Consider the following 21,058-nt stretch of genomic DNA (forward strand, 5'->3'; position numbering starts at 1 on the left):
GGAGCGATTACCCGATGAGCATCACTGCAATCAACGTACGTAACCAGTTCAAAGGCAAGGTGAAGGAGATCATCCGCGGGCCGGTGGTGTCGGAAGTCGACGTCGAGACGCCGTTCGGCATCGTCACGTCGGTGATCACCACGCGCTCGGTCGACGAACTCGAACTGAAGGTCGGCGCGGAAGTCGTTGCGCTCGTCAAGTCGACCGAGGTGTCGATCGCGCGCCTCTGAGCCGGTTTGCCGTGCCGGCGCGCGGGTGGGGCGGTTGCCCGTCCGCGCGGCGGCGGGCGGCGGGTTCAGCCCGCGTTTGCCTCGGTATTCGCCGTCCGGACGAAGTGCTAGGATGGAGCGACACCGATGCCGGAGGCCAACGCATGACCCCCATCCTTTCTCCCGAAGCCATCGAGGCGCTGAAGTGGATCGACCAGTTCGGCGACAGCCGGCCGGTGCCCGCCGCGTTCGACGACGTGGTGTATGCGTTGCTGAACGAAGGGCTGATCTACCAGGCGGCAGCCGGGCGCGTCGATCTGACCGCCGACGGCCGATCCGTTTTGTCCAACGAATACGATTGAGCGCGCGTCGCCGGCCGCCGCGGCGGCCAGGCGCCGTGGCGCGACGGAGCCAGCGATGGAACCGACGGGCAGCGATCTCGGCGATTTCAGCGAGCCGTACCGAGGCTATGAGATCGAGGTGAAGACCGAGCAGGTGTGGGACGGCGAGCACGCGCACTACCGCGTGCTGCAGGACGCCGTCGTGCGGATCGACTGGCGGCTCGTGAAAGTCGACGGGATGCTGCTGACCGAACGACGCGTGATCGAGCGCGTGCTCGACGAGGCGCGGCGCGCGGTGGACATCGAACTTGGCGGCGGCGCGGCCGCGTAGCCTCGTTACGGTGGCCGGCGCGGCCGTGCGGCCCGCGTTGCGGTAAAATCACGGGTTGCCTTTCGCGCTGCTTGCTGCCCCGAATTCCATGTCCGCACCGTCTATGCTTCCTCCCCGCCGCGTTTCCGTGGCGCCCATGCTCGACTGGACCGATCGTCATTGCCGCTCGTTCCATCGCACGCTGACGCGCGACACGTGGCTGTATACGGAAATGATCACGACGGGCGCGCTGCTGTTCGGCGACGCGCAGCGGCATCTCGCGTTCACGCCGAACGAATCGCCGGTCGCCCTGCAACTCGGCGGCAGCGAAGCGGACGATCTCGCCCGCGCCGCGAAGCTCGGCGAGCAGTGGGGCTACGACGAGATCAACCTGAATTGCGGGTGCCCGTCCGAGCGCGTGCAGCGCGGCGCATTCGGTGCGTGCCTGATGAACGAGCCGCAACTCGTCGCCGACTGCGTGAAGGCGATGCGCGACGCGGTGTCGGTGCCCGTGACGGTCAAGCACCGGATCGGGGTCGACGCAGTGGAGGACTATGCATTTGTGCGCGACTTCGTCGGCACGGTTGCGCAGGCAGGCTGCGACACGTTCATCGTGCATGCCCGCAATGCGATCCTGAAAGGGCTGTCGCCGAAGGAGAACCGCGAGATCCCGCCGCTCAAGTACGACTATGCGTATCGGCTGAAGCGCGATTTCCCGGCGCTGGAGATCGTGATCAACGGCGGGATCAAGACGCTCGACGAGGTGGCGGAGCATCTCGAGCACGTTGACGGCGTGATGCTCGGCCGCGAGGCGTATCACAACCCGTACGTGCTCGCGGGCGTCGATGCGCGCTTTTACGGATCGACTGCGCCGGCGCCGACGCGCGAAGAGGCCGAGGCGAAGCTGATCGAATATTGCGCGGCGGAGTTGAAGCGCGGCACCTATCTCGGCGCGATCGTCCGGCACGCGCTCGGGCTGTATCGCGGTGTCGCGGGCGCACGTGGCTGGCGGCGCGTGCTGTCGGACAACAAGAAGCTCGCGCGCGGCGATCTGAGCGTGTTCGACGAGGCGCGCACGCATCTGAACGACGCTATCGAAAATTTTGAAAAAAATGCTTTGCAAGATGGAAAAGTGTTCGTATAATCTTGTTCTTCGCTGCTGAACACGAAACGAAACAGCGAAGACGCAAAGCAGTATCAGTGGTGGCTGTAGCTCAGTTGGTAGAGTCCAGGATTGTGATTCCTGTTGTCGTGGGTTCGAGTCCCATCAGCCACCCCAACAAATTCAAAGACTTGCAGCGCGATTAATCGATCGAGTTACAAGTTTTGGAAGATGAGATTCCAAATTTTGGAAGATCTTCCGAAAAGAAAACCCGCCATTGAGCGGGTTTTTTTATTTCCGGCGTCAGCGCGTCGCGCGCACTTTTCTTTGTCGCCGGCGGTCGTATGTCTTTCTCACCATGCGTTCATCCGCATGGCCGGTCGCGTCGATGATCCGGTCGTCACCTTCCTCCTGCCGGTCCGTGACGGCCGCCGGACGCATGTCGCGCAGCGCGAATCGTTCGAACTCCACGCCGCGCGCCTGCGCTTCCTTCTCGCAATAGCCCATCAGCCGCGACCAGTTCGTGTTCCAGCCGCTGCGGGTGTACACCTGGCCGGCCGTGTTGCCGAAGACATGGACACTCGACGTGCGCTGCAGCGCGAGCGCTTCGTCGATCACCGCCTTCAGCTCGGGCGACCACAGCACGAGCTTCACGCGCTGCTGCTCGCCGGCCTTGCGTTTGCCGATCGGCACCTCGACGCCTTCGGGCCGGATACTCTGGCGGTGCAGCTCGCGCATCTCGGTTGGTCGGCTGACGGTCAGGTAGGCGGCCTTCACGCATAGCGCGAGGATGAGGTACGCAGAACTCGGGTGCTGGTCACCGACGCTCCTGCGCGACCGCGCGACTTCCACGGCCAGATCGATCTCGTCCTGACGCACGTACCGCTGGCGCGGCCGCGTCGGGTTGTACTCGATGCCGCGACACGGGTTCGTTTCGAGCTCGCCGCGGCGCCGGCCGTATTCGAGGATCGCGGACAGGAGGGCGATTTCCTTGTTCGCCTTCGCCGGCGCGCCGAGCTGCGCACGTTTGTCGAGGTATCCGTACACGTGCTTCGGCTTGATCGCGGCCGGCGCCATCTTCCCGAAGACCTTGACCAGGCGCTTCGACTCGACGCGGTTCTCGTCCAGGGTGGACTGGGCCTTGCGGCGCTCGTCGGTGTGCGGCAATCCATCCTGCCATTCGAAGTACCGCGCGACGAGCGCCTCGACCGTACCGGGTTCGATCGCGTTGCCGTTGAGCGCCTCCGCGCGCTCGATCGCCTGCTTGCGGATCTCGGCGAGCGCTTCCTTGTTGTGCGCCGGCGCCGACAGGCGGAACGCCCAGCGGCCATTGGGCAGCTTGTAGCCGAAGCTGACCTTGTGCTTCCCGTAGTGGGCGTAGAGCCGGAACGGCAATCCGTCCGGTCGCTTGCGTCGTCCGATCATGCTGCGAGTGCGTCGAAATTCGGTTCTTGTTCTGCGGCCGCGCGGGAGTGGCGCGGGTGCGCGGCCGGCGGGGCCGTGCCGGTCATGCGTGCGTCGTAGTACTCGCGCGCGACGAGCGGCACGCCGGCGATGTTGACCGCGAACGGCCAGTGATTGCGCTCGAGCCAGCGCTTCATGCAGGCGTGGCTGCGCGGCTTGCAGCCGACCAGCTCTGCGAGTTCCAGCGTAGTGAGGTAGAGGCTCATGATTCGACCTTCCTGAACTCGACAACCCATACCCACGGGTTTGCATCCCAGCCGTGGCCGCGCGAGGCGTTGAGGCTGTCCCACAGCTGCCGGAACTGCGCGACGGTGCCATCGATCGGATCGATGCGGACGGCGGCGCGCCGCGGATCCTTGATGCCCTCCGCGATGGCGTCGTCCCAGCTGATGGTCTGCAGGCGCTCGGCGCGCACGCGCGTGATTTCCAGCGTGATGCGTGACGCCCAGCGCGGCATGTGCATTGAAGCCCGAGCGCGGCCGGCTGTTACCTCGTGTCCCGGCGGAGTGCCAACCCATCGCCAGTCCCGTTCCGCGCCGTCGACTTCATAGCGCACCGGCGCCCATGGCGCCCGGTATCCGGCGTCCAGGCAACGCTCGCCAACGCGTGTCGGATTATCTCCGTCGAAATCACTGGTGAGGCGGAATGCCTCGCGCACCCAGAGCCGATCGCCGGGCTCGCCGTGCGGACATCCCCGCTGGTTCGGGAAGCGGCCCAGAATCGCGTCGAGGTCATCTCGACCAGCGAATTCTTTGGCGACGCGACGCGTCTGCGTCTTCCGGCCTTCGAGGATGGCGCGCACCATCGGGCCGCTGAATAGGATCGGGCGTTCCTTCATTTTCCCCTCGTGGTCATAGCGAGCTCGACACGGCGGCTGATCTCTCGATCGTAGCCGGCGAGCGTGGATTGCAGGTTGGGTGCGAGGCGCGGGCCGGCGGCCGGTGTGTCGAGTGGCGCGCGCGGCACTGCGGCCGGCGTCACCTCGTACGCCGTGTCGCCCTGCGCATGCCGATCGATGCGGATGCGGCCGGCGTAGAACAGGGTGTCGAGGAAGCACTGCACGACAGCGGGCGATGACCGGAGCTTGATTGCGATCTCGCGCGCGGTGTGCGTGCCGGTGCGCAGGACTTCGAGCACGGCAGTGCCGTTGATGCGGCGGTTGGTCATGATTCCTCTCCCGCGCGCACCCATCCTTTTCCTGTCGCCCTGATCTTGCCGGCTTTGCGCAGGGCCTGGAGGCGACGATCGACGATGCGCCAGCCGACAACCTCCCCGCGGGTGCGCGGCGTCGCATCGTCTTTGGCAATCCGCTCGCTTTCGATTCGGACTGGGCCGGCGTTGATGGAGACGAATCTCTTCGGCACATGGCCGATTGACGCGAAAATCATCGCGTCGAGTTTTTCGTATTTGGTCATTTCCGTTCTCCCCCACTAGCAGGAGTGCCGTAGACGCTTCCAGGTTGCCCTGGCTCGTTGCTGCCAGTACAGGCGTGACGATGGTCAGTTGCGTGCGGGCAGCGCTTGTTACCGCAGACTAAGCAAAGGATCATTTCGCAGCACTCGCGCGGGAACAGGTCGATCATGTCGCCGCGCTCGCAGATGCAAGCAAGGCAGTTGCAATGGTCGCTCACGATCCCTCCTTATCACTAGCAGGGGCGCGGCGCCAAATCTCGTAGCCGCCATGCTTATCGTTGAAGCGTCCTTTGCTTGCCCACGTCTTCCGGCCGCGCTGGTTCGTCATCGGGTCGATGTTGCAGATCAGAACGGATTTGATTTCGCCCTTGTGGATTTCCATAACCTCGACATGACGATTGAACCGAGGATCGACCTCGCGCCAGATTTGGCCTACTTTCAGTTCGCTCAAGATCCTTCTCCCTGTCGTTGCGCGAGGGCGGCGTCGATCGCTTCGTCCAGCGCATCGCCTCGTAGCCCTTCGCCTTCATTCGCGGATTCATCCAGAGCACTCCAATACACAACGTCAATGCGGTCTGGCTCTACCGACTCCGGACGCGAACGCAAATACCGATACCGTTCCGCATCCCGCTTATCCGCCGCGGCGGCCGTCACCTCGGCGCGCGGCTCCGACTGGCCCGGATGGGCGTTGAACATCTCCGGCGCTCCCGGGTAAGTGGTGAGGAGTGATCGTACGCGTGCCAATAGATCGTCGCGCCATGCCTTCTCTTTCGCTCTGAATTCGCGGGAGCACGCGTAGTCGGATACGTCGTCGAAAAGATCTTGAAGAAGCGCGCGCGAGATCATCAGCACGTTGTCATTCGGCATGGTTGACTCCTTGGAGAAGGGCCATGAGCGCCTCGCGTGTTGCGAGGTTCGATGTGGCCCGTGCGGCCCATTTGATCGCCTTGCGCTGCTCGTCCGTCAGCCCGACCCGAGCGTCTGCCTGCGCGGGTGGGCGGGATAGGATGGCGATTGCCTGCTCGATGGCTGAGCGCGCCACAATGGTTTTGCAGAATGCCGCGTCACCACTCAGCAGCAGCTTCAACCGTTCGATCAACGCCCCTTCCGCCCCCGTCGCGCTGGCAGATGCGGCGCGGGCACGAACCATTTCGCCATAGGCGTTTGCGTATCCCTGCATCTGGTGCGCAGTGAAGACTGCTTCGCCGTCGGCCGTCGTGATGACCGTCTCGGGCAGCAGTGGGAGCAGCGGCCATTCGAACGCCGCCCGCTGCGCCGCCGACCATACTTCGTGCGCTAGTGCGTCAGCACCTTCAGCCCCCGTCTCGGTGGCAGATGCGGCGCGCTCCGCCTCGAAGTTCTTTGTGTCTTCGTCGATCCATTCCAACTCGGACTGGATATTGGTGAGCATTTCTTCGCCAAGATTGGCGTTTCGACGCACTGCGTCTTCGTCATACAGCCCGCGACCTTGGTACGATTCTTCGAACTTCGGGTAGGTGTACCGTTTGATCTCCTCGATCCGCGCGCGCTTGACAAGCATCCACTCCTCCCCGAACGCCGCCCGCTCGTCCGCCGGCGAGGGTGCGGGTTCGCCAGCCCATACCGGGAACGTGCCAGCCTTGAGGCGATAGACGCCCTTGAAGTCCGGGCGCATGCGTTCGGCCGGGCCGAGGTCGCACCAATGCGTGCCGCCTTCGTAGCGGTATTCGATCGGCGCTGCTGCGGGTTGCGAAGGCGCAAGAACAATCCGATGCTCGCAATCGCTCTCGGACATTGAAGTCGGGAATTCCCTATTGTTCGAGGGAGATGGGGATTCGATAATGTCGCCGGTGGGGCAATTCGCTTGTATCCACCGGCCTCTTGCCTCGCTCCCTCCCTCTGGAGCGAGGCTTTTTTCTGGCTGCTCGACAGGGGATGCGGCGGCCGGATGCGGCGGCAGATTCAGGACCGTGCCGACCGGGAAATACTCGTGCGGTAGCATGCGAGCGAATTCCGGATTGCATGCGAGGATGTGCCGCCACTCCATTTCGTTGCCGCACTGGCGCAACGCGATGCCCATGACGGACTCGGCGGGTTGCGTGGTGTACGTGCGCGGCTGCTGCGCTGTTGTTTCGCTCGCCTGTTCGGTAGCGGGGCTCCCACGTCGGCAAAGGTTCTCGCTCGGCGTGCCGTTAACTATTTCGGACAGCGCTCGTGCCTCGGATGCTGATCTTTTTTCTTGCCCGCTCTCCATTTGGTTGAGCGGGCCTTTTTCGTTGTCGGTGGTCATGGTGTGGTCCTCAGGTGGTTAGCTCAAGATCGGCCTGGATGCCTGCGTGTTCGCGCACCCAGAACGTCGGCGACTGATGGGATTCGATCCGCTCACGCAACACGAGCGCGCGAGCCTCTTTCGTCGGGGGTGTGTATGTGCCGCGCCACTTGCTGTCGATGCCGACGTTCTGGCCGATGTTCGTGCTGTCAGCGCTCGCGAACGGGAAGCGCGTGAAGACGTCGGGATTGAGCATGCGCAGGCCGTGGATTTTGCAGATCGGCCGACCGTGTTTGTCGCACAGCACGTCCATTGCTTCGGCCATGCGCCGATACCAGGCAGACGTGCCGACGGTGGCGTATTCACCTGAGCTGCCGAGGCATACCCGCGGCCACGCAAAAGCCAGCCGCTCTAGGCGCTCCAGGCTCTCGTGCAGATGCCATACCGGCGCACCAACCCACGGCGCGGTTTCGCGCCACGGCCACTCGGAGTGCAATGCGTCATTCGCCTGCTCGTCCCCATCGATCACGTCCGGGATCACCGCGAAGTCGAACGACGGGTAACGGTTCAGTTCTCCAACCCATGCGTAATACGGCTTCCAATCTGAAACCGGGGAACCACTCCGCCATGCCGAGAATGCACCGTTGTCGACCGCAAACGTCTGAGCGACATCGAGTGCGAGTCCGAGTTGTTCGGGATGCTGGAACGAAACGAACGCATGCCCTCCAGACAGAGCGCGGGCTGCGGCCGTCGCAGGCGTAATCGGCGTGCCGTGGTAATGGATCATCGCGACGCCGCCCTGATAGCGTGGATTGCTTCGACGCCCTTTTCATAGACGGTCTTGCCGATCTGCACACGCTCCGTCAGGCGGCCGCATGGCTCGGGTTCGAATCCACGACGCGTTTCGATGTCGACACCGTGATGGTGCGCCTTCAAGATTTGCCGGCCACCGAAGCGCTTGAACAAATCGTCTGCGATCGCCTCGTGATAGCCGCTCTCATGCATGGCCGTCGCCGTCGTGATGTGCTCGACGTGGATCATTTCGTCCGTGTCTATCTCGAGGAGATACGAGATCAGCTGTCGATTGTTCGGGCAACGGCTCACGAAGTGCGTGCGGTAGATGTTGCTCATCGCATCCTCTAAATCAGTAGATCAAGCCTCAATGGCAGGAAATCGGCTACGTCAGGCGGCATGGCGGCGTTCTTCTGCCGTTCGGCGTGCGCCTGGGAACTGAGGCTCGATCTGGTATTCGGGCCGGGCGATGACGTTCGCGATGAGCGCCTTCCAGTTGGCGCGCGTGTTGAGTAATGCGGGGCCGTCCGGGCCGTCGAGGCAGTCTGCGGGCGTCGTCATGACGGTGAGCGGGTCGATCACATCGACGGGCACGGCGATGTTTGCGCAGCCGCTGTTGTAGTAGCCCAGCTTTGCGCGAATCGCCTCGCCTCGGTATTTGCCGGCTCGTGTGGTCCGGTAGCAGTAGCCGGTATCGTCGGGGCACCACAGAGTGATGAAGCGGTGGTGCCGCATCGTGTGGTGCACGCTGATGACGTAGTAGTCGCGCGATGCATCGCTCGGCCGCGGCGGCGGTGCCATGATCGGCAAAGCGAACGCGGCTTCGCGCACAGCCGCCGCCGCCTCGCGCTCGTAACCCCATACGTTGCCGTCCGCGTCTCCACCCAAATATGGCGGTGCGATCACGCCGCGGGGCAATGGCCAGCCGGTCGTGATGTAGTCGCGCATGCGCTCGACCAGGCTGCGCAGCGTGCCGCCGTGCGTGAAGCCGCGCCAGCGTCCGCGGGTGTCGTGCGTGTAGACACGCTTCTGCGTGTAATCGTCGACAAACCATACGCGGCCGCGTGCATCCAATTCGAGCTTCGCGTAACGGTCGCCGTCAGCGTGATAGAAGAAGCGCCGGCCGTGTGATGCGATCGCACGGATAAGGTTGTTTGCGTGTTCGACGCGTTCGATTTTCGTGCTCATCGCATCCTCAAATCAGAAAAAAGCGGGCGCCATACAGGCCGCCCACCAAAGCTCGTCGCGCTATCCGAGGGCCGAAATGCTTGCGCGACGCCTGAAGGAGTGGTTAGGCCGCGAGGCCGTCGTAGTTCCTGTCCGCGAAATCCGCATCACCGGGGTGGCGACTGGTGCCGTCCGCCCTGTGCCAACAAAACAGTGAGCCGCGCCGATGCGGAAACCAGTATCCAGAGCAGTCGCAACGGCACCTCGTCGTATCGCGTCGGTTCATCCAGCGATCTGCGCGCCAGGTGCGGCGTCCGCATACTGCGCAGGCTGGGACGCGGTAATACTGATCAATCGGACGCCTGAGGCAGCGGCGCGTATTGCAGTGGCGGCATCGGACGTGGCAGCGGGCCATGAACAATCCTTTAAGGAGTCCTGATCCTACGGATCGGAATATGAAAGGTGAGAACTTTCGGGATTAAACGCAGTGACGCACCTTGCAGCGCGCGACTTTTTCCTCGTGCTCCGACACCACCGATCCATATGCGAGGAAGATTGCTATGGCGATTGCCGCGCCGATCCAGATTTTCACGAGCGCCATGAGGTCACCGTTTCGCGTCGAGATAGCCAAGGGAGTAGGAGAGGCTCTGCGACCGCGGCGGTCGGCCGCGCATCGCGTCGATCCAGCCACGCCCATACTGCGCAATCCGATGTTGCTCCATCATTTCAGCGCCTCCAGTGATCGCGATAAGCCTGGCGAATCGAATGAACGTGAACGGCGATCGCCGTCACCGACAGGGCAAATGCTGCACAGATGAGCTCGCTCATGCCGGCACCTTTCCAGCATTGGCGGCGCAATAGTCGATGACCGACTGAACCGTGGTGAGCTGGAGCATTTTGCTGTCAGGGATCTCGAAGCCGAATTCGTCTTCGAGCGTCATGGTCATCTCGACGATGTCGAGGGAGTCGGCGCCCAGGTCGGTCTGGAGCGAAGCGCCGTTGTCGACCGCGGGATCGCTAATGCAGAGCTGCTCGCGGATGATCGTCTTGACTCGGTGCTCGGTGGTTGCTTGGGCGTCGCTCACTTCATTCTCCTAGTTGGTGGTCACAGCCCTCATGGGTACGCATCGCCTTCCGCTGGGGCGGTGGCGCAGCGAGGGGTGCTGCGTTGGAGTGAAGTATAGAAAAACTAGACAATCAAGGTCAAGAAAAACTTGATGCCCGATAGGATGGCGGGTGGGCGTGGGCGCAAAAAAGCCCGCTCAAGGCGGGCTTAGATGTGCGGGCGAGAGGGTTAGAACAGATTCGGCTTGGACGGATCGGCCTTCACCAGCCTGATGCTGATGTGGTTCGATGTTATGGCTTTAATGTGCGGCATATCCAGTCGCGGCGGGCACGAGTCCAGCGTGAGTTCTGAGGCGCTGCTGGTGATTCGCTCGGTATCCGATACGCGCTGATCCCAGTCGGCTGCGACGGTCCCCCATGTGACCTTGAAGGCCGCGCCATTCCCGTAAACGCATTGCTCTTCATGCTGATCATTATTCGGCTTGCCGGGCCCAAACTTGTCCACCAACTGAGACTTGGCTTGCGCGAATGAAGTATCGTCGAGCTTTATTAAGAATCCGGTGAGAGCGCCGCCCACGAATGTGAATGACGCCTCCCTCGGCTCACGGTCAAATGGAGTCGCTATCACAGCCGTATAGAGCGATTCGCCCGTGTTGCGATTCGGCGCGCTTGATTCGTGCGGCACGAAAGGCCCAACCAGGTAGACGCCATCGGCCGCCTTGAGCTTCTCCAGCGATTCTTGCGTCATGCCGATCTTGATGGCCCCGAATCCAGATGGTCCAGTTGGCGTAGCGACCGGTGCCGGCTTTGCGATATTGGTTGGCTGGTGGGCCTTTTTGTTTTTGTATTGAGCCTGCGCGTGTGCGTTTCCGATGGCAAAAGCCGCAGCAATAGCCATCAAGATGGACCTCTTCACTTTCCACCCCTCGGTGATTGATAATTTTTCAATTGCTACACATCAAATCCTGCGTGACGCACCACTCCTGCGAAGTGATCCCCATCGCCAAGCTTTGTATATCGCTCCGGCCAGTCTGGATTGATTGCCTCGAGGTAGAGGTCGCCGTCGATAAGTGAAAGCTTCTTGAACGTCGCCTTTCCGTCTCGCAGCGCGACAACAAACTTACCCGGCAGCACCTCAGCGCTCGGGCTTACGAATAGCTTTATGCCGTCTGGAAATGATGGGGATACGCCGGCTGGCGCAGTCATCGAGGGACCCCGCACTGCTACAACGAAGCCGCAGGGGCCGAGGTCGATATGGCATTGATGCCAGGCGGTACTCTCATCCGGCACGAAGTTCTCACACAGCTCAGTCCACATCCCTGCTTGCACCCACGATATTTCGGGGTACAGCCTTGGCTTAAGGTCTGGCCCCATTACAAAATTATCCCCTGCGGTCGGGATATTGTAAGTGGATTCTGAGGAACCTTTCGTTTCACGCGACGTGTCGTGCGGCAGCGTTGCGCCGGTTATTTCCGCGATCTGCTGAAGCTGGGCATAGCTTGGCTCGTGCCGGCCGTTCTCCCATGCCGATACGTTTCCTTTCGTTACCCCGAGCCGCTCGCCTAGCTGCTCTTGGGTGAGCTTTGCGCCACTTCTGGACGCGCGGATCCAATCTTTCAGTTCCATGCGGGGAGCGTATAGGAAATCTACACGGCTTTGGTCTATGTATTCTTTACTTTCAGGTCTAGCAAATCTATACTTGCTCGAACAATTATTCATGGCCTTCTGACCCAATGTGCAAACACCCGATCGAGACTGCGGCATCCATCGCAGGTAGTTACGAGGCGCTGGCGCGGCAACTCGGCGTAACGAAGGGCGCAGTCCATCAATGGAAGCTGCCGGGGAGAAAGGTGCCAATCGAACATTGTGCGCGCGTCGAAGCTATTACAGGCGGCGCCGTCACACGCCAGATGCTTCGCCCCGATGACTGGGCCGTAATTTGGCCTGAACTCACCGACCCATCGAGCACTGACGCATCCGACGACACCCAACCGCCAGTAGGTATGCCGGACAAGAAAGAAGGAGCCTGACATGAAGACCCTGTATGCCCGTTTCGTCTTGTGGCTGATCCGGCCGGCCTTGGATTCTGCCGCGCTCGCTGGAGCGCGGCAGGGTGGGGTCATCTGGCGAATTTCTACTCCAAAAGGCCCAGATGCAGTTGACGCGTCACCCCCGGCAGGGACGCCGGACGAGAAGGAGGCTCTCCCATCATGAAGCGCTTCCTTTCATGGTTTCGACGCCGGCTGCTGGTTCGCTTGACCGTTCAGCGTGGATTAGTTTTGCGCCCCGGCGACACGGTCGTGATTGGCGTTGATCCCGACTGGCTTGCTCGCTTCGACTTCGAGGAGCTTCAAGCGCGACTCGAGGAGCGACACGCGGGCGTGAAGTTCCTTTATGTCGCGGACTTGGGTCGGATCTTCCTGCTTGGTGGCTCGGGCTGTGAAGAATGCGGCAACGATCGAAAGAGCGGTCGTGAATAAGGCTTTGATAGCCCAATGCTCGACTCGCCGAAGCGAGCTGAGCGCATCGCGAAGCGGTGCGAGTAGGGCGTGCTGAGTGCAAATCGGTTGGCCGTAGTTGTCCTGTACGTATCGGTCGCGCCAAAGCGGTTTCATGGGGTTTCAGTTCGAAGGTTGATTCGCGGCGTGGAAACCTGATTCTGCCACGGGCGAGAGACCCCACCATTTCACTGAAAAAGGAGTGCAGATGCACCTTCCGCACCATCAAAAAATGCTCCAGCGAGCAGTCGTCGACGGCAACCTCGATCAGGTGATCGAGCGGATCGCCGCCGAGAATCCGAAGGCTTTTCACGTTGATCTCGGAACGCCTGGCGCTGACGAGACGCTCTCGACGCGCACGTTCTATGACCAGCCGGCCCGGCGGACGCCGATGAAGGGCTTCATCAAGCATTACGTGCCGACGGCAGAGGCTGCGTGACATGGCGCTCACCGCGGCTGAGCAGAAGCAGATTCGCGAGGCCCTGTGTGCGATAGCGGTTCGCGGGTCTCGGTTTCCGGACGAACTGCAGCAGGCTCGCCAGAACCTGACGCAGCAGTTTGAGGCACTGAAAGCGGCTGCAACGCCGCAAGCAGCAGCAGAGAAGTGACGGCGGGCGCCGCGATGGCGCGAGCAGCACCCGCCGGGTTGCACGGTCGTTTCATTTTTCTCTCCCTGAACATCTTTGACTGCACTTTAGTAGTCCTCATCACGAATTAACACGTTTTATTGGAGCTATTAGTGAACATCCTAGATGCGGCACATTCGGTTGCGCTCGACTACCCCGGCGGCTGCGAATCGCTCGCACCGCGTCTCGGGATGTCGGCTCAGGTTCTGCGCAACAAAGTCAACACGAACAACGAGACGCACCACCTGACGCTCAAGAACGCCGTTGACATGACGGAGAAGACGGACGACGACCGGATTCTCGAAACGTGGGCGCGCGAGCGCGGTTACGCGCTGGTCAAGATCCCGTCGCCGGAAAACTGCTCGGACGGCGAGATCGTCGAGCTGATGGCGAAAACCTGGGAGACGAACGGCGAGATCGGCAAGGAGATCATCCGCACGTTCGAGGACAACCGCGTCGAGCGGCACGAAGTGGTTCGCATCCAAGAGCGCACGTGGAAGCACTTCCAGGTGCTGCTCGGCCTCGTCAGCCGTATCGAAGGCATGGCGGAGGACCAGTAAATGGGCGCGATCCTGCAAGCCGCGGTGCTGACGATGTCGAGCCGGGAGATTGCGGATCTCGTGGAATCCCGCCACGACAGCGTAATGCGCACCATCGAGCGACTGGCCGACCGGGGTGTCGTGACACTTCCGCCGTTGGTGGAAGTGTCCAACCCGGGCCTCGGGCCCAAGACGATCAGGGAGTATCAGGTCGGCAAGCGCGACAGCTACGTAATCGTCGCGCAGTTGTCGCCGGAATTCACCGCGCGCCTGGTCGATCGCTGGCAGGAGCTCGAGCTGTATGCAGCAAACGCGTCGCCGGCCGTGCCGCAGACGTTCGCGGATGCTCTACGCCTGGCCGCGGATCAGCAAGAGCGGATTGACGCGCAGCGCCGGCAGATCGAGCAGCAGAAGCCGGCCGTCGAGTTCGCGCATGCGGTCCGCAACACGACGGACGCAATCAGCATCGGCGATATGGCGCGCGTTCTCGGCATCGGCCAGAACCGGCTTTTCCGCCAACTGCGCGCCGACCACCTCCTGATGGCCGACAACCGGCCGTATCAGCACTACATCGACCGCGGTTACTTCCGCATGGTCGAGAGCGTCTGGATAGACGCCGAGAAAGAGTCGCATCCCACCTTCAAGACGCTGGTCACGGGCCGCGGGCAGGTCTACCTGCAGCGCCGCTACGGCCAGCAACCGGAGCAAGCAGCATGAATACCGAACAGAACCGTCAGGCGCAGGTTGTCGACGAGCGTATGGCGCCGGCGCAGGCCGAAGAGATGAAGCGCATCGTGCGCGACGCCAGCCATCACCCGATGTTCCCGCGCATGTGCCTGTCGTGCGGGGCTCGTGAAACTCTCGACGGCTCTGTGCCGTGCGGCCACTGAGGAGCCTCGCATGGCAAAGAACTCCATCGACGCCTACGGTGCGAAAGGGAAGGGCAATGTGCTCGACTTTGATCCGGGCACGCTGGTGCTCGTGACCGATCCGGCGCACCCGCTCTTCGACGAGCGCGTCCACTGGCCGGTCGACGAGAACATGGTTCGCAACATCATGTTTCAGGGCGTGATTCAGCCGATCGAGGTGACGAAAGACCCGGAAACTGGCGAGGTACAGGTCGTCACCGGGCGGCAGCGCGTGAAGGCAGCCCGAGAAGCGAATCGGCGACTGGTCGATCGCGGGGAACCGCCCATTACAGTGCCGGGGATTGTCCGACGCATCCCGCGCGGCGATCGCGCGTCGGTGTTGTCGGCTGCTATCGCCAGCGAGAACGCAATTCGTCAGCAGGAGACGCCGCTCTCCACGGCCGCGAAGATGGCGCGCCAGCTGCGGATGCGCAGCGAGGCTGACGTGGCGGTCCTGTTCGGCTGCAACGTCCAGACCGTGCGGGCGACGGTTGCACTTCTCGACTGCTGCGAGGCGGTACAGAAAGCCGTGGATGCAGGCCAGATCAACGTCACGCATGCCCGAAAGCTCGCCAAGCTGGAACCCAGCGAGCAGCGTGAGAAGGTCGCGGAACTCGTCGAAGCAGGTGAGGGCAAGACGGGCCATGCACGCTCCCGTGCGCAGCGTGCTGTCGTCGAGGGCGATTCAGCTCCACGCATGCGCTCGCGCAAGCAAGTCGAGACTGCGCTGGCGGCAGCGACCGGCGACGTGGCTGCTGCGCTGCGGTGGGTGCTTGGCCTCGACGCGCAAGTCCCCGGAGGGGCCGCAGAGTGAGCGTCAAGGTGATGAACGCCGTATTCGAGCGCTACCCAGATGGCGGCGGCGAAATGATTCTCGCGCTTGCGCTCGCCGATCACGCGCATGACGACGGCTCGCATATCTATCCGAGCGTGGAGACGCTGGCCAAGAAGACGCGCCAGTCGCCACGGGCTGTTCAGTACCAACTCCGGCGCATGCAGCAGACCGGCTGGCTCATTCTTGTCGGTCAGGCAAAGGGGGGCCGCGGCAACTGCCGCGAGTATCGGATCAGCCAAGAATGGATAAACGGCGCAGAACTTGCACCCATTTCGGCGGGTTCAAAGGGCGCAAAAACTGCACCGAATGGAAAGGGTGCAAACGACGACACAAAGGGCGCAACTGACGACGTAAAGGGTGCAAAACACAGCGCTAAAGGGTGCAAAGCTTTTGCACCCGAATCATCAGGAACCACCAAAGAACCGTCAGAGAACCATCAACCCGCGCGGCGTGCGCCGCGAGTTGCGTTGCATGCCGAACTTCTGAACCTCGAACTTCCGGACTGGCTCCCGTTCGAGGCATGGGACGCATGGTGCGAGCACCGCGAGGCGAAGACGACCGGCAAGAGCGGAATCCCTTGGACGCGTCCGGCGGCCCGCGTGTCGCTGAAGAAGCTCGAGCAGATCCACGGTCGGGGCATGAGCGTTGTCGACGCGATCGACGAGTCTGTGCTCCGCGGCTGGACGGGGATCTGGGAGGCGAAGGCTGCCGACGCTGCGGGCGCGGCTGGCGGTGCCGCTGACGGATGGTGGGGAACCGAGGCTGGCTGGCGCGACCAGGGCAAACGGCTGGGCATCGATGTAGCGCGGTTCCAGTACTTCGAGCAGTTCAAGGCGAAGGTCTGCAAGACGCTCGGCCCTGGGCCGTGGATGGAGCATCTGCTCGCCGCGGTCAGCCGCGAGAGCGAAGAGCGCGGCGAGCACCTGTACGCGTACCTCAACGATATTCCGCGCGACCAGATCGCGCAGCGTGAGGCTGCATGACGAAGCGAACACCCTGGCCGATGCGCATCGACGCCGGCACGACGACGGTCGGCACGGCGCGCGTACGCGACGACTCCCGTCGGGCAATGGCGACGGCGCAGCGCGAGATCTTCGACGCGACTGGCAATCGGCCACCGGTCGATGCGGGGTTCGACGACATCAGCGAGGGCGTCGATGCATCGCCGGTGATGACGCCGTCCTACCGATCGAAGAAGGCGGCAGACAACCCGAAGGCACGCATGCAGGCGCTCGGACGGCTCAAGGCCGGCGCGATGAACCAGACCGAGAAGCGCTATGCGGATCACCTCGAAAGCCGCAAGCGCACTGGCGAGGTCGCGTGGTTCCGGTTCGAGGGCATCAAGTTCCGCCTGGCCGACAACACGTTCTACACGCCCGACTTCGCCGTGATGCTCGCCGACGGCCAGCTCGAGGCGCACGAGGTCAAGGGGCATTGGCAAGACGACGCGCGGGCGAAGATCAAGATCGCGGCCGACCAGTATCCGGTGCGATTCATCGCCGTGATGGCAAAACCGAAGAAGGCCGGCGGCGGCTGGCAAGTGGAGGAATTCTGATGGCCGAGGGAAAGATGGGCTTCACGTCGCGCCGCATCTGCGAATGTCTTCGCGACAATCCGGAGATCTCCATGGCGACGATCGCGAACAAGCTCGATGCGAACATCGAGACGATCAAGAAGCCGGTGAGGAGGCTCGTCGAGCTGGGATACGTCAAGCAGGGCGCCCGGCGGAAGGATGGCTTCACCTATCGCCTTACCGGCAAGCCCTTTCCGTCATCTGCCGACTGGAAGGTAACGCCGGCTTATGCGGCGACGCTTCAACGTCGGGCGGCATTCGACGATGCATTCAGCGTCGTGATTCCTGCGATGCGAGCAATGGTCGACGTCGGCAGGGTTGCGGCATGAGGCTCTATCTCGCCGGCCCGATGAGCGGGTATCCGGAGCTGAACTTCCCGGCATTCAATGCCGAGGCATCCCGCCTGCGCGGCCTGGGCTTCCGAATCGTGAACCCGGCTGAGATCAATGCGAATTCGGGTGCCGACTGGCTCTCATGCATGCGAGCTGACATCAAGCAACTGGTCGACTGCGACGGTATCGCGCTGCTGCCGGGCTGGGAGCGATCCCGTGGAGCGAACGTCGGGCACGTGGTGGCGCGCGGTCTCGGCCTGCGTGTGTACCACGCGCATCACCTGGTCGGCCTCGCGGGCGAATTTCCAGTGTTGAGCTCGGACGCGATCGAGCGGATGGAGGCGGCATGAACTGCAACCCGGGTGATCTGGCTATCGTGACCCGCGGCGCGCGCACGGCGATCGAGAAGAAAGTGCTCGGCCGCATCGTGCGCGTTACGACCGCCGACGAGCAGGCGGTCTGGACGATAGAGGGGCCAATCTGGCTTTGGCATGCGGGCCGCTCGTACAAGATCACGGGTATTTGCGACGAGTGCTTGACGCCGCTGCGCGGCGAGCCGGAGATCGAGCACGAGCAGCGGTGCGACGAGGTGACAGCTTGAAGCGATCTGCACCGCTGCAGCGCAAGACGCCGCTGAAGTCGACCGGCTTTAAGCGCAAGACGAATTCGCCGTTCAGTAGCCTGGCGTCGCGCGCGACGCTCGAGCGCCGGACCGCGATCAAGAGCCGGATCAAGAAGCCCACCGTCGCCGAGGGCGCGAAGTATCTGGCCGCCTGTCGCGGCGAGCCGTGCTATCTCCGCGTGCCGGGCGTCTGCCGGCTCAATCCGCTCGACGAGACGGTTGTGCCGTGCCATTCAAATCAAGGGCGCCACGGCAAGGCTGGCAACTTGAAGGCGAAAAACGAATTCACGGTTCCGGGCTGCATGCGGTGCCACGCATGGATCGATCAGAACCGCGTCGGCACGCCGAGGCAGGTCAAGTTCGACGTGTGGGATCTGGCATTTGAAGAATGGGTGCAGGTGCGCGCCCGGAAGATGGGAATTGAGGAGGAAGCGTGCGACTTGTCGTGAAGATGGCTCTACCGGCCGTGCGCCACTGGCGCCACTACCGCGCGAATTGGGCGACGTTTGAATGCCGTGCGGTTCGCTTGCGCGGCCCGGTTCGTCAGGGGATTCCATCGAAGCCAGTGCCGGCATGGATCTACGCAGATGTGATCGTGCCGGACAAGTACCGAGATCAGGCGGCGCCGCATGCATGGAATCCGGACGGCACATATCCGGTTGAGGTGCCGGTGAACTGGAATGCAAAGACCCTCGCGCCGTTTCTCGCGAGCGGCGACCTTGAATGGAATGTGGAGGAAAACGCGTGACCGCATTTGCATACATCGACATCGCCGACGTGCCGACTCATCTGCGTGAAACGAGCGCGCAACGCATCGACAGCCTAACGGGCGCGACACTCATCGCGTTCGAAGGCTGCCCGCTCATCGGCCAGAGTGAGCCGGAAAAGCCGCAGCAGATCGAGTTTCCATTCCCGCGACTGCAGGCGATCAGATGGCAGTTGGTCGAGTGGCTGTCGTATTACGGGATCAACTTCACGGTCGTGTTCTGACGTCCCGCAGGCAAAAACGAAATATCGAAATTGATGAAAACACAAGGAGCCAGCATGCAAGCGGTCAAACACGAAGGCATATTCAAGAGCCCGCAAGAGGCGATCGTTTTCGCATGCAACTACAGTGACCAGCAATACGCGTTGTCGCCGATGGCGAAGATCCTGCAACGCGGTGCGTACGGAAGCGGGCGCGGGCTGATCGGCCTCGACGGCGCCGGCCAGGCGGGCATGGTGTTCGCCGAACTGCACCGACTCGACTACTGGCAGTTCGTCGCGCTTGTGTCGAGCAAGATCAAGCGAAGCGAGCAATGCAATTGTGGGTTCGCATGCTGCCGCGGCTGGAAGATCACGAAGCAATTTGACGAGGCGGTTAGCCAACTTGCAGATCACGTCGGCGAGGCATTGACGCCTGTTCCGCCCGTGAAGGAGTTTCGGCGCGCGGTCATCAGGAAGTACTTCGGCGAGAAGGAGAACGTCAACATCGTTGCAGAGAACCTTGGGATTCCGCCGCGCACGGCCGAACGTCACGCGGCAGCGATCCGGCGTTACATCAAGGATCTCGAGAGGAACGGACTGACGAAGCTGAGCGAGCGTCTCGACGAAATTGGCATGCTCATCTCGGAAACTGCTTGACTGGCGGAAATCCCCGCCATATAGTCCGTTTTCATATACCGTACCGATGGTGCGAACACGAAGCCCGCAAGCGAAAGCAAGCGGGCTTTTTGCGTTTGGAGTTCAGATGGACAACCAGCACAAGCACATCAAGGGCTATCGCGATCTATCGGCCGCCGAGATCGACCTGATGAACCGAATCAAGGCGAAGGGCGCCGAGCTGATCTCGTTGCAATTCGAGCCGAAAAATCTGCTCGATACGCAATGGGCGACGAAGCGCAGCGACGCGCAGCGCTCACTCGATCGGCCGGAGGGACTCGGCGTCGACATCTCGCAGGGGGCGACCGACGAGTGCCGTGAGTTTCAGCGCTTCGAGGCAGCTGAGCCGCACCGCTGGGTCGCGATCGCCAAGACCGACATTCAGACCGGAATCATGGCGTTGGTGCGTGCTGTCGCTCAGCCTGCAGGTGTTTGAGCCGCAAGCATTGAAGCAATGGGTCGAAAGCTGACGACGCTCAAGCCGCGCGTGCAGGTACTGACAGCCACGCGCGTGCCGATGCTCGAAGCGAAGGCCGGCACGACGCCGCGCATTCGCGGTAGTCGATGGGTCAAGACGCGGCAGCGCATCGCTGTCGCGCAGGAGTTCAAGTGTCGGCGCTGCGGCTGCGTGTGGTTGCCGTGGCGAGATCAGGTCGATCACGACGTGCCGCTCGAGCAAGGCGGCAGCAACGACGACGGCAACCTGCAGCTGCTCTGCGATGACTGTCACAAGGTGAAGACGGCTGAGGAGGCGCGCAGCCGTTCGGTGCGCCTGTGAATGCGATTTATTCGCATTTGCGGCGGGGGGTGTCGAAAGTCTGGCGTTGCACATCGCGGGACACCGCCCGACCTCCCACGCGGAGAAAAAATCGCCCCTGGAGGATTTTGTTAATGGCTTTAACAGGCAAAAAGAGGCTATTCGCCGATGCCGTTTTAGCCGGGAAGTCCAATAGGGACGCGGCAATCGCGGCCGGCTACAGCGCTAAGACGGCGTCGGCGGCCGGATCGCGACTTGTTAAAGACAAGGACGTCGCCGCGTACCTCGCGGAGCGCAAAACGAAGCCCGCGCCGAAGCGGAAGTCGGCACCGCTGGCGGGAGACGACCCGGTCACGCAAGCGGCGGTCGCCGCCGGGTTCGATCTGGCCGCGATCCTCACTTACAAGGATCCGAAAGACTTCCTGCTCGCGGCGATGAACGATCAGCTCACCGAGCCGAAGCTGCGGATCGACGCGGCAAAGTCCCTCATGCCGTTCATGCACCAGAAGCTCGGCGAGGGCGGCAAGAAGGTTGCGCAAGCGGAGGCCGCGAAAAAGGCGGCCAGCAAATTCGGCGCACTGACGCCCCCGAAGCTCGTCGTCAACAACAGGAAGTGA

Annotated in this window: 38 protein-coding genes and 1 tRNA gene; 25 read left to right on the plus strand and 14 right to left on the minus strand. The window is 62.4% G+C overall.

Annotation, left to right across the window (positions count from 1 at the left end):
• Positions 1-14 precede the first annotated feature (14 nt).
• The 5 genes from EX20_RS06800 to EX20_RS06820 all read left to right on the plus strand — a co-directional run bounded on the left by EX20_RS06800 (position 15) and on the right by EX20_RS06820 (position 2,139).
• Positions 15-230, plus strand: coding sequence for a TOBE domain-containing protein (locus EX20_RS06800; RefSeq protein WP_006400187.1), 216 nt, complete (start codon positions 15-17; stop codon positions 228-230).
• A gap of 143 nt (positions 231-373) precedes the next feature.
• Positions 374-571 carry a hypothetical protein gene (locus EX20_RS06805; RefSeq protein WP_011884695.1) on the plus strand — a complete coding sequence of 66 codons (198 nt, stop codon included), beginning with the start codon at positions 374-376 and terminating at the stop codon, positions 569-571.
• Positions 572-626: 55 nt separating this feature from the next.
• On the plus strand, positions 627-881 hold the full coding sequence (locus tag EX20_RS06810) for a hypothetical protein (RefSeq protein ID WP_034193047.1): 255 nt from the start codon (positions 627-629) through the stop codon (positions 879-881).
• 136 nt (positions 882-1,017) lie between these two features.
• Positions 1,018-2,004 carry a tRNA dihydrouridine(20/20a) synthase DusA gene (gene dusA, locus EX20_RS06815; protein WP_034193048.1) on the plus strand — a complete coding sequence of 329 codons (987 nt, stop codon included), beginning with the start codon at positions 1,018-1,020 and terminating at the stop codon, positions 2,002-2,004.
• 59 nt (positions 2,005-2,063) lie between these two features.
• Positions 2,064-2,139: transfer RNA gene (locus tag EX20_RS06820), tRNA-His, on the plus strand.
• A 126-nt stretch (positions 2,140-2,265) separates the two neighbouring features.
• Here EX20_RS06820 and EX20_RS06825 read toward each other — a convergent pair.
• From EX20_RS06825 to EX20_RS31745, 14 genes are all read right to left on the minus strand, one after another.
• The gene (locus EX20_RS06825; protein WP_034193049.1) at positions 2,266-3,387 is read right to left on the minus strand and encodes a site-specific integrase; all 1,122 of its coding nucleotides are present in this window, start codon (positions 3,385-3,387) and stop codon (positions 2,266-2,268) included.
• A complete protein-coding gene (locus EX20_RS06830; RefSeq protein ID WP_051974399.1) occupies positions 3,384-3,632 on the minus strand; it encodes a DUF4224 domain-containing protein in 249 nt (82 codons plus the stop codon). The genes EX20_RS06825 and EX20_RS06830 overlap by 4 nt, the downstream gene beginning before the upstream one ends.
• The gene (locus EX20_RS06835) at positions 3,629-4,264 is read right to left on the minus strand and encodes a hypothetical protein (RefSeq protein WP_034193050.1); all 636 of its coding nucleotides are present in this window, start codon (positions 4,262-4,264) and stop codon (positions 3,629-3,631) included. The genes EX20_RS06830 and EX20_RS06835 overlap by 4 nt, the downstream gene beginning before the upstream one ends.
• The gene (locus EX20_RS06840) at positions 4,261-4,593 is read right to left on the minus strand and encodes a hypothetical protein (protein ID WP_034193051.1); all 333 of its coding nucleotides are present in this window, start codon (positions 4,591-4,593) and stop codon (positions 4,261-4,263) included. Before EX20_RS06840 ends, EX20_RS06835 begins: the two co-directional genes overlap by 4 nt.
• Positions 4,590-4,841 carry a hypothetical protein gene (locus EX20_RS06845; protein ID WP_034193052.1) on the minus strand — a complete coding sequence of 84 codons (252 nt, stop codon included), beginning with the start codon at positions 4,839-4,841 and terminating at the stop codon, positions 4,590-4,592. The genes EX20_RS06840 and EX20_RS06845 overlap by 4 nt, the downstream gene beginning before the upstream one ends.
• A gap of 211 nt (positions 4,842-5,052) precedes the next feature.
• Positions 5,053-5,289, minus strand: a complete 237-nt coding sequence (locus tag EX20_RS30385; RefSeq protein ID WP_197063145.1) for a hypothetical protein — start codon at positions 5,287-5,289, stop codon at positions 5,053-5,055.
• On the minus strand, positions 5,286-5,705 hold the full coding sequence (locus tag EX20_RS29850) for a hypothetical protein (protein ID WP_051974400.1): 420 nt from the start codon (positions 5,703-5,705) through the stop codon (positions 5,286-5,288). Before EX20_RS29850 ends, EX20_RS30385 begins: the two co-directional genes overlap by 4 nt.
• Complete coding sequence (locus tag EX20_RS32770; protein ID WP_231572245.1) at positions 5,695-7,107, minus strand: LysM peptidoglycan-binding domain-containing protein; 1,413 nt, start codon at positions 7,105-7,107, stop codon at positions 5,695-5,697. Before EX20_RS32770 ends, EX20_RS29850 begins: the two co-directional genes overlap by 11 nt.
• Positions 7,108-7,117: 10 nt before the next feature.
• Positions 7,118-7,873, minus strand: coding sequence for a hypothetical protein (locus EX20_RS06860; protein ID WP_034193054.1), 756 nt, complete (start codon positions 7,871-7,873; stop codon positions 7,118-7,120).
• Positions 7,870-8,217: a hypothetical protein gene (locus EX20_RS06865; protein ID WP_072465447.1), complete on the minus strand. Its 348-nt coding sequence runs from the start codon at positions 8,215-8,217 to the stop codon at positions 7,870-7,872. Before EX20_RS06865 ends, EX20_RS06860 begins: the two co-directional genes overlap by 4 nt.
• A 51-nt stretch (positions 8,218-8,268) precedes the next feature.
• Positions 8,269-9,066 carry a hypothetical protein gene (locus EX20_RS32470; RefSeq protein ID WP_072465448.1) on the minus strand — a complete coding sequence of 266 codons (798 nt, stop codon included), beginning with the start codon at positions 9,064-9,066 and terminating at the stop codon, positions 8,269-8,271.
• An 803-nt stretch (positions 9,067-9,869) separates the two neighbouring features.
• On the minus strand, positions 9,870-10,130 hold the full coding sequence (acpP, locus tag EX20_RS06885) for an acyl carrier protein (RefSeq protein ID WP_034193056.1): 261 nt from the start codon (positions 10,128-10,130) through the stop codon (positions 9,870-9,872).
• A 209-nt stretch (positions 10,131-10,339) separates the two neighbouring features.
• Positions 10,340-11,026: a hypothetical protein gene (locus EX20_RS06890; RefSeq protein ID WP_131929088.1), complete on the minus strand. Its 687-nt coding sequence runs from the start codon at positions 11,024-11,026 to the stop codon at positions 10,340-10,342.
• 35 nt (positions 11,027-11,061) lie between these two features.
• Positions 11,062-11,736, minus strand: a complete 675-nt coding sequence (locus EX20_RS31745; RefSeq protein ID WP_165927446.1) for a LexA family protein — start codon at positions 11,734-11,736, stop codon at positions 11,062-11,064.
• A 107-nt stretch (positions 11,737-11,843) separates the two neighbouring features.
• Between EX20_RS31745 and EX20_RS30415 the strand changes: the two genes are divergently transcribed.
• From EX20_RS30415 to EX20_RS06985, 20 genes are all read left to right on the plus strand, one after another.
• A complete protein-coding gene (locus tag EX20_RS30415) occupies positions 11,844-12,140 on the plus strand; it encodes a transcriptional regulator (protein ID WP_072465449.1) in 297 nt (98 codons plus the stop codon).
• Between the two features lie 180 nt (positions 12,141-12,320).
• On the plus strand, positions 12,321-12,590 hold the full coding sequence (locus EX20_RS31750; protein WP_131929090.1) for a hypothetical protein: 270 nt from the start codon (positions 12,321-12,323) through the stop codon (positions 12,588-12,590).
• A 226-nt stretch (positions 12,591-12,816) separates the two neighbouring features.
• Positions 12,817-13,047, plus strand: coding sequence for a hypothetical protein (locus tag EX20_RS06910; protein WP_034193060.1), 231 nt, complete (start codon positions 12,817-12,819; stop codon positions 13,045-13,047).
• 1 nt (position 13,048) lies between these two features.
• Complete coding sequence (locus EX20_RS31755; protein ID WP_156126942.1) at positions 13,049-13,216, plus strand: hypothetical protein; 168 nt, start codon at positions 13,049-13,051, stop codon at positions 13,214-13,216.
• A gap of 131 nt (positions 13,217-13,347) precedes the next feature.
• The gene (locus EX20_RS06915) at positions 13,348-13,794 is read left to right on the plus strand and encodes a phage regulatory CII family protein (protein ID WP_034193061.1); all 447 of its coding nucleotides are present in this window, start codon (positions 13,348-13,350) and stop codon (positions 13,792-13,794) included.
• Positions 13,795-14,490, plus strand: a complete 696-nt coding sequence (locus EX20_RS06920; RefSeq protein WP_034193062.1) for a phage antirepressor KilAC domain-containing protein — start codon at positions 13,795-13,797, stop codon at positions 14,488-14,490.
• Positions 14,487-14,663, plus strand: coding sequence for a hypothetical protein (locus EX20_RS31760; protein WP_155623503.1), 177 nt, complete (start codon positions 14,487-14,489; stop codon positions 14,661-14,663). Before EX20_RS06920 ends, EX20_RS31760 begins: the two co-directional genes overlap by 4 nt.
• A gap of 10 nt (positions 14,664-14,673) precedes the next feature.
• Positions 14,674-15,495: a ParB/RepB/Spo0J family partition protein gene (locus EX20_RS06925; RefSeq protein ID WP_034193063.1), complete on the plus strand. Its 822-nt coding sequence runs from the start codon at positions 14,674-14,676 to the stop codon at positions 15,493-15,495.
• 11 nt (positions 15,496-15,506) lie between these two features.
• The gene (locus tag EX20_RS06930; protein WP_034193180.1) at positions 15,507-16,499 is read left to right on the plus strand and encodes a helix-turn-helix domain-containing protein; all 993 of its coding nucleotides are present in this window, start codon (positions 15,507-15,509) and stop codon (positions 16,497-16,499) included.
• Positions 16,496-17,071 (plus strand): PDDEXK family nuclease, encoded by a 576-nt coding sequence (locus EX20_RS06935; RefSeq protein ID WP_034193064.1) that lies wholly within the window; start codon positions 16,496-16,498, stop codon positions 17,069-17,071. Before EX20_RS06930 ends, EX20_RS06935 begins: the two co-directional genes overlap by 4 nt.
• Complete coding sequence (locus EX20_RS06940; RefSeq protein ID WP_034193065.1) at positions 17,071-17,418, plus strand: winged helix-turn-helix domain-containing protein; 348 nt, start codon at positions 17,071-17,073, stop codon at positions 17,416-17,418. The genes EX20_RS06935 and EX20_RS06940 overlap by 1 nt, the downstream gene beginning before the upstream one ends.
• Entirely contained in the window at positions 17,415-17,771 is a 357-nt protein-coding gene (locus EX20_RS06945) for a DUF4406 domain-containing protein (protein ID WP_034193066.1), read from the plus strand. The genes EX20_RS06940 and EX20_RS06945 overlap by 4 nt, the downstream gene beginning before the upstream one ends.
• A complete protein-coding gene (locus EX20_RS06950; RefSeq protein WP_034193067.1) occupies positions 17,768-18,022 on the plus strand; it encodes a hypothetical protein in 255 nt (84 codons plus the stop codon). The genes EX20_RS06945 and EX20_RS06950 overlap by 4 nt, the downstream gene beginning before the upstream one ends.
• Entirely contained in the window at positions 18,019-18,492 is a 474-nt protein-coding gene (locus EX20_RS06955; protein ID WP_034193068.1) for a nuclease domain-containing protein, read from the plus strand. Before EX20_RS06950 ends, EX20_RS06955 begins: the two co-directional genes overlap by 4 nt.
• Positions 18,477-18,791: a hypothetical protein gene (locus tag EX20_RS31765; RefSeq protein WP_131929091.1), complete on the plus strand. Its 315-nt coding sequence runs from the start codon at positions 18,477-18,479 to the stop codon at positions 18,789-18,791. The genes EX20_RS06955 and EX20_RS31765 overlap by 16 nt, the downstream gene beginning before the upstream one ends.
• Complete coding sequence (locus tag EX20_RS06965; RefSeq protein ID WP_034193070.1) at positions 18,788-19,033, plus strand: hypothetical protein; 246 nt, start codon at positions 18,788-18,790, stop codon at positions 19,031-19,033. Before EX20_RS31765 ends, EX20_RS06965 begins: the two co-directional genes overlap by 4 nt.
• Positions 19,034-19,087: 54 nt before the next feature.
• Positions 19,088-19,666 carry a hypothetical protein gene (locus EX20_RS29855; RefSeq protein WP_051974401.1) on the plus strand — a complete coding sequence of 193 codons (579 nt, stop codon included), beginning with the start codon at positions 19,088-19,090 and terminating at the stop codon, positions 19,664-19,666.
• A gap of 106 nt (positions 19,667-19,772) precedes the next feature.
• Positions 19,773-20,120 (plus strand): Acb2/Tad1 domain-containing protein, encoded by a 348-nt coding sequence (locus EX20_RS06975; RefSeq protein WP_034193071.1) that lies wholly within the window; start codon positions 19,773-19,775, stop codon positions 20,118-20,120.
• 18 nt (positions 20,121-20,138) lie between these two features.
• Entirely contained in the window at positions 20,139-20,462 is a 324-nt protein-coding gene (locus EX20_RS06980; RefSeq protein WP_034193072.1) for an HNH endonuclease, read from the plus strand.
• 113 nt (positions 20,463-20,575) lie between these two features.
• Entirely contained in the window at positions 20,576-21,058 is a 483-nt protein-coding gene (locus EX20_RS06985; protein WP_034193073.1) for a terminase small subunit, read from the plus strand.

Source organism: Burkholderia sp. WP42 (assembly GCF_000745665.1).
GTDB lineage: Bacteria > Pseudomonadota > Gammaproteobacteria > Burkholderiales > Burkholderiaceae > Burkholderia > Burkholderia vietnamiensis.

Coding starts and splice junctions, on each gene's coding strand:
- EX20_RS06865 (WP_072465447.1), bottom strand. CDS start 8,217: ATGAGCAACATCTACCGCACGCACTTCGTGAGCCGTTGCCCGAACAAT.
- EX20_RS31755 (WP_156126942.1), top strand. CDS start 13,049: ATGGCGCTCACCGCGGCTGAGCAGAAGCAGATTCGCGAGGCCCTGTGT.
- EX20_RS31760 (WP_155623503.1), top strand. CDS start 14,487: ATGAATACCGAACAGAACCGTCAGGCGCAGGTTGTCGACGAGCGTATG.
- EX20_RS06840 (WP_034193051.1), bottom strand. CDS start 4,593: ATGACCAACCGCCGCATCAACGGCACTGCCGTGCTCGAAGTCCTGCGC.
- EX20_RS06950 (WP_034193067.1), top strand. CDS start 17,768: ATGAACTGCAACCCGGGTGATCTGGCTATCGTGACCCGCGGCGCGCGC.
- dusA (WP_034193048.1), top strand. CDS start 1,018: ATGCTCGACTGGACCGATCGTCATTGCCGCTCGTTCCATCGCACGCTG.
- EX20_RS06925 (WP_034193063.1), top strand. CDS start 14,674: ATGGCAAAGAACTCCATCGACGCCTACGGTGCGAAAGGGAAGGGCAAT.
- EX20_RS06830 (WP_051974399.1), bottom strand. CDS start 3,632: ATGAGCCTCTACCTCACTACGCTGGAACTCGCAGAGCTGGTCGGCTGC.
- EX20_RS29850 (WP_051974400.1), bottom strand. CDS start 5,705: ATGCCGAATGACAACGTGCTGATGATCTCGCGCGCGCTTCTTCAAGAT.
- EX20_RS06810 (WP_034193047.1), top strand. CDS start 627: ATGGAACCGACGGGCAGCGATCTCGGCGATTTCAGCGAGCCGTACCGA.
- EX20_RS31750 (WP_131929090.1), top strand. CDS start 12,321: ATGAAGCGCTTCCTTTCATGGTTTCGACGCCGGCTGCTGGTTCGCTTG.
- EX20_RS06920 (WP_034193062.1), top strand. CDS start 13,795: ATGGGCGCGATCCTGCAAGCCGCGGTGCTGACGATGTCGAGCCGGGAG.
- EX20_RS06805 (WP_011884695.1), top strand. CDS start 374: ATGACCCCCATCCTTTCTCCCGAAGCCATCGAGGCGCTGAAGTGGATC.
- EX20_RS06980 (WP_034193072.1), top strand. CDS start 20,139: ATGGGTCGAAAGCTGACGACGCTCAAGCCGCGCGTGCAGGTACTGACA.
- EX20_RS06910 (WP_034193060.1), top strand. CDS start 12,817: ATGCACCTTCCGCACCATCAAAAAATGCTCCAGCGAGCAGTCGTCGAC.
- EX20_RS30415 (WP_072465449.1), top strand. CDS start 11,844: ATGTGCAAACACCCGATCGAGACTGCGGCATCCATCGCAGGTAGTTAC.
- EX20_RS06935 (WP_034193064.1), top strand. CDS start 16,496: ATGACGAAGCGAACACCCTGGCCGATGCGCATCGACGCCGGCACGACG.
- EX20_RS06835 (WP_034193050.1), bottom strand. CDS start 4,264: ATGAAGGAACGCCCGATCCTATTCAGCGGCCCGATGGTGCGCGCCATC.
- EX20_RS06825 (WP_034193049.1), bottom strand. CDS start 3,387: ATGATCGGACGACGCAAGCGACCGGACGGATTGCCGTTCCGGCTCTAC.
- EX20_RS32470 (WP_072465448.1), bottom strand. CDS start 9,066: ATGAGCACGAAAATCGAACGCGTCGAACACGCAAACAACCTTATCCGT.
- EX20_RS29855 (WP_051974401.1), top strand. CDS start 19,088: ATGCAAGCGGTCAAACACGAAGGCATATTCAAGAGCCCGCAAGAGGCG.
- EX20_RS06930 (WP_034193180.1), top strand. CDS start 15,507: ATGAACGCCGTATTCGAGCGCTACCCAGATGGCGGCGGCGAAATGATT.
- EX20_RS06845 (WP_034193052.1), bottom strand. CDS start 4,841: ATGACCAAATACGAAAAACTCGACGCGATGATTTTCGCGTCAATCGGC.
- EX20_RS06975 (WP_034193071.1), top strand. CDS start 19,773: ATGGACAACCAGCACAAGCACATCAAGGGCTATCGCGATCTATCGGCC.
- EX20_RS06945 (WP_034193066.1), top strand. CDS start 17,415: ATGAGGCTCTATCTCGCCGGCCCGATGAGCGGGTATCCGGAGCTGAAC.
- EX20_RS06860 (WP_034193054.1), bottom strand. CDS start 7,873: ATGATCCATTACCACGGCACGCCGATTACGCCTGCGACGGCCGCAGCC.
- EX20_RS06985 (WP_034193073.1), top strand. CDS start 20,576: ATGGCTTTAACAGGCAAAAAGAGGCTATTCGCCGATGCCGTTTTAGCC.
- EX20_RS32770 (WP_231572245.1), bottom strand. CDS start 7,107: ATGACCACCGACAACGAAAAAGGCCCGCTCAACCAAATGGAGAGCGGG.
- EX20_RS06940 (WP_034193065.1), top strand. CDS start 17,071: ATGGCCGAGGGAAAGATGGGCTTCACGTCGCGCCGCATCTGCGAATGT.
- EX20_RS06800 (WP_006400187.1), top strand. CDS start 15: ATGAGCATCACTGCAATCAACGTACGTAACCAGTTCAAAGGCAAGGTG.
- EX20_RS31745 (WP_165927446.1), bottom strand. CDS start 11,736: ATGGAACTGAAAGATTGGATCCGCGCGTCCAGAAGTGGCGCAAAGCTC.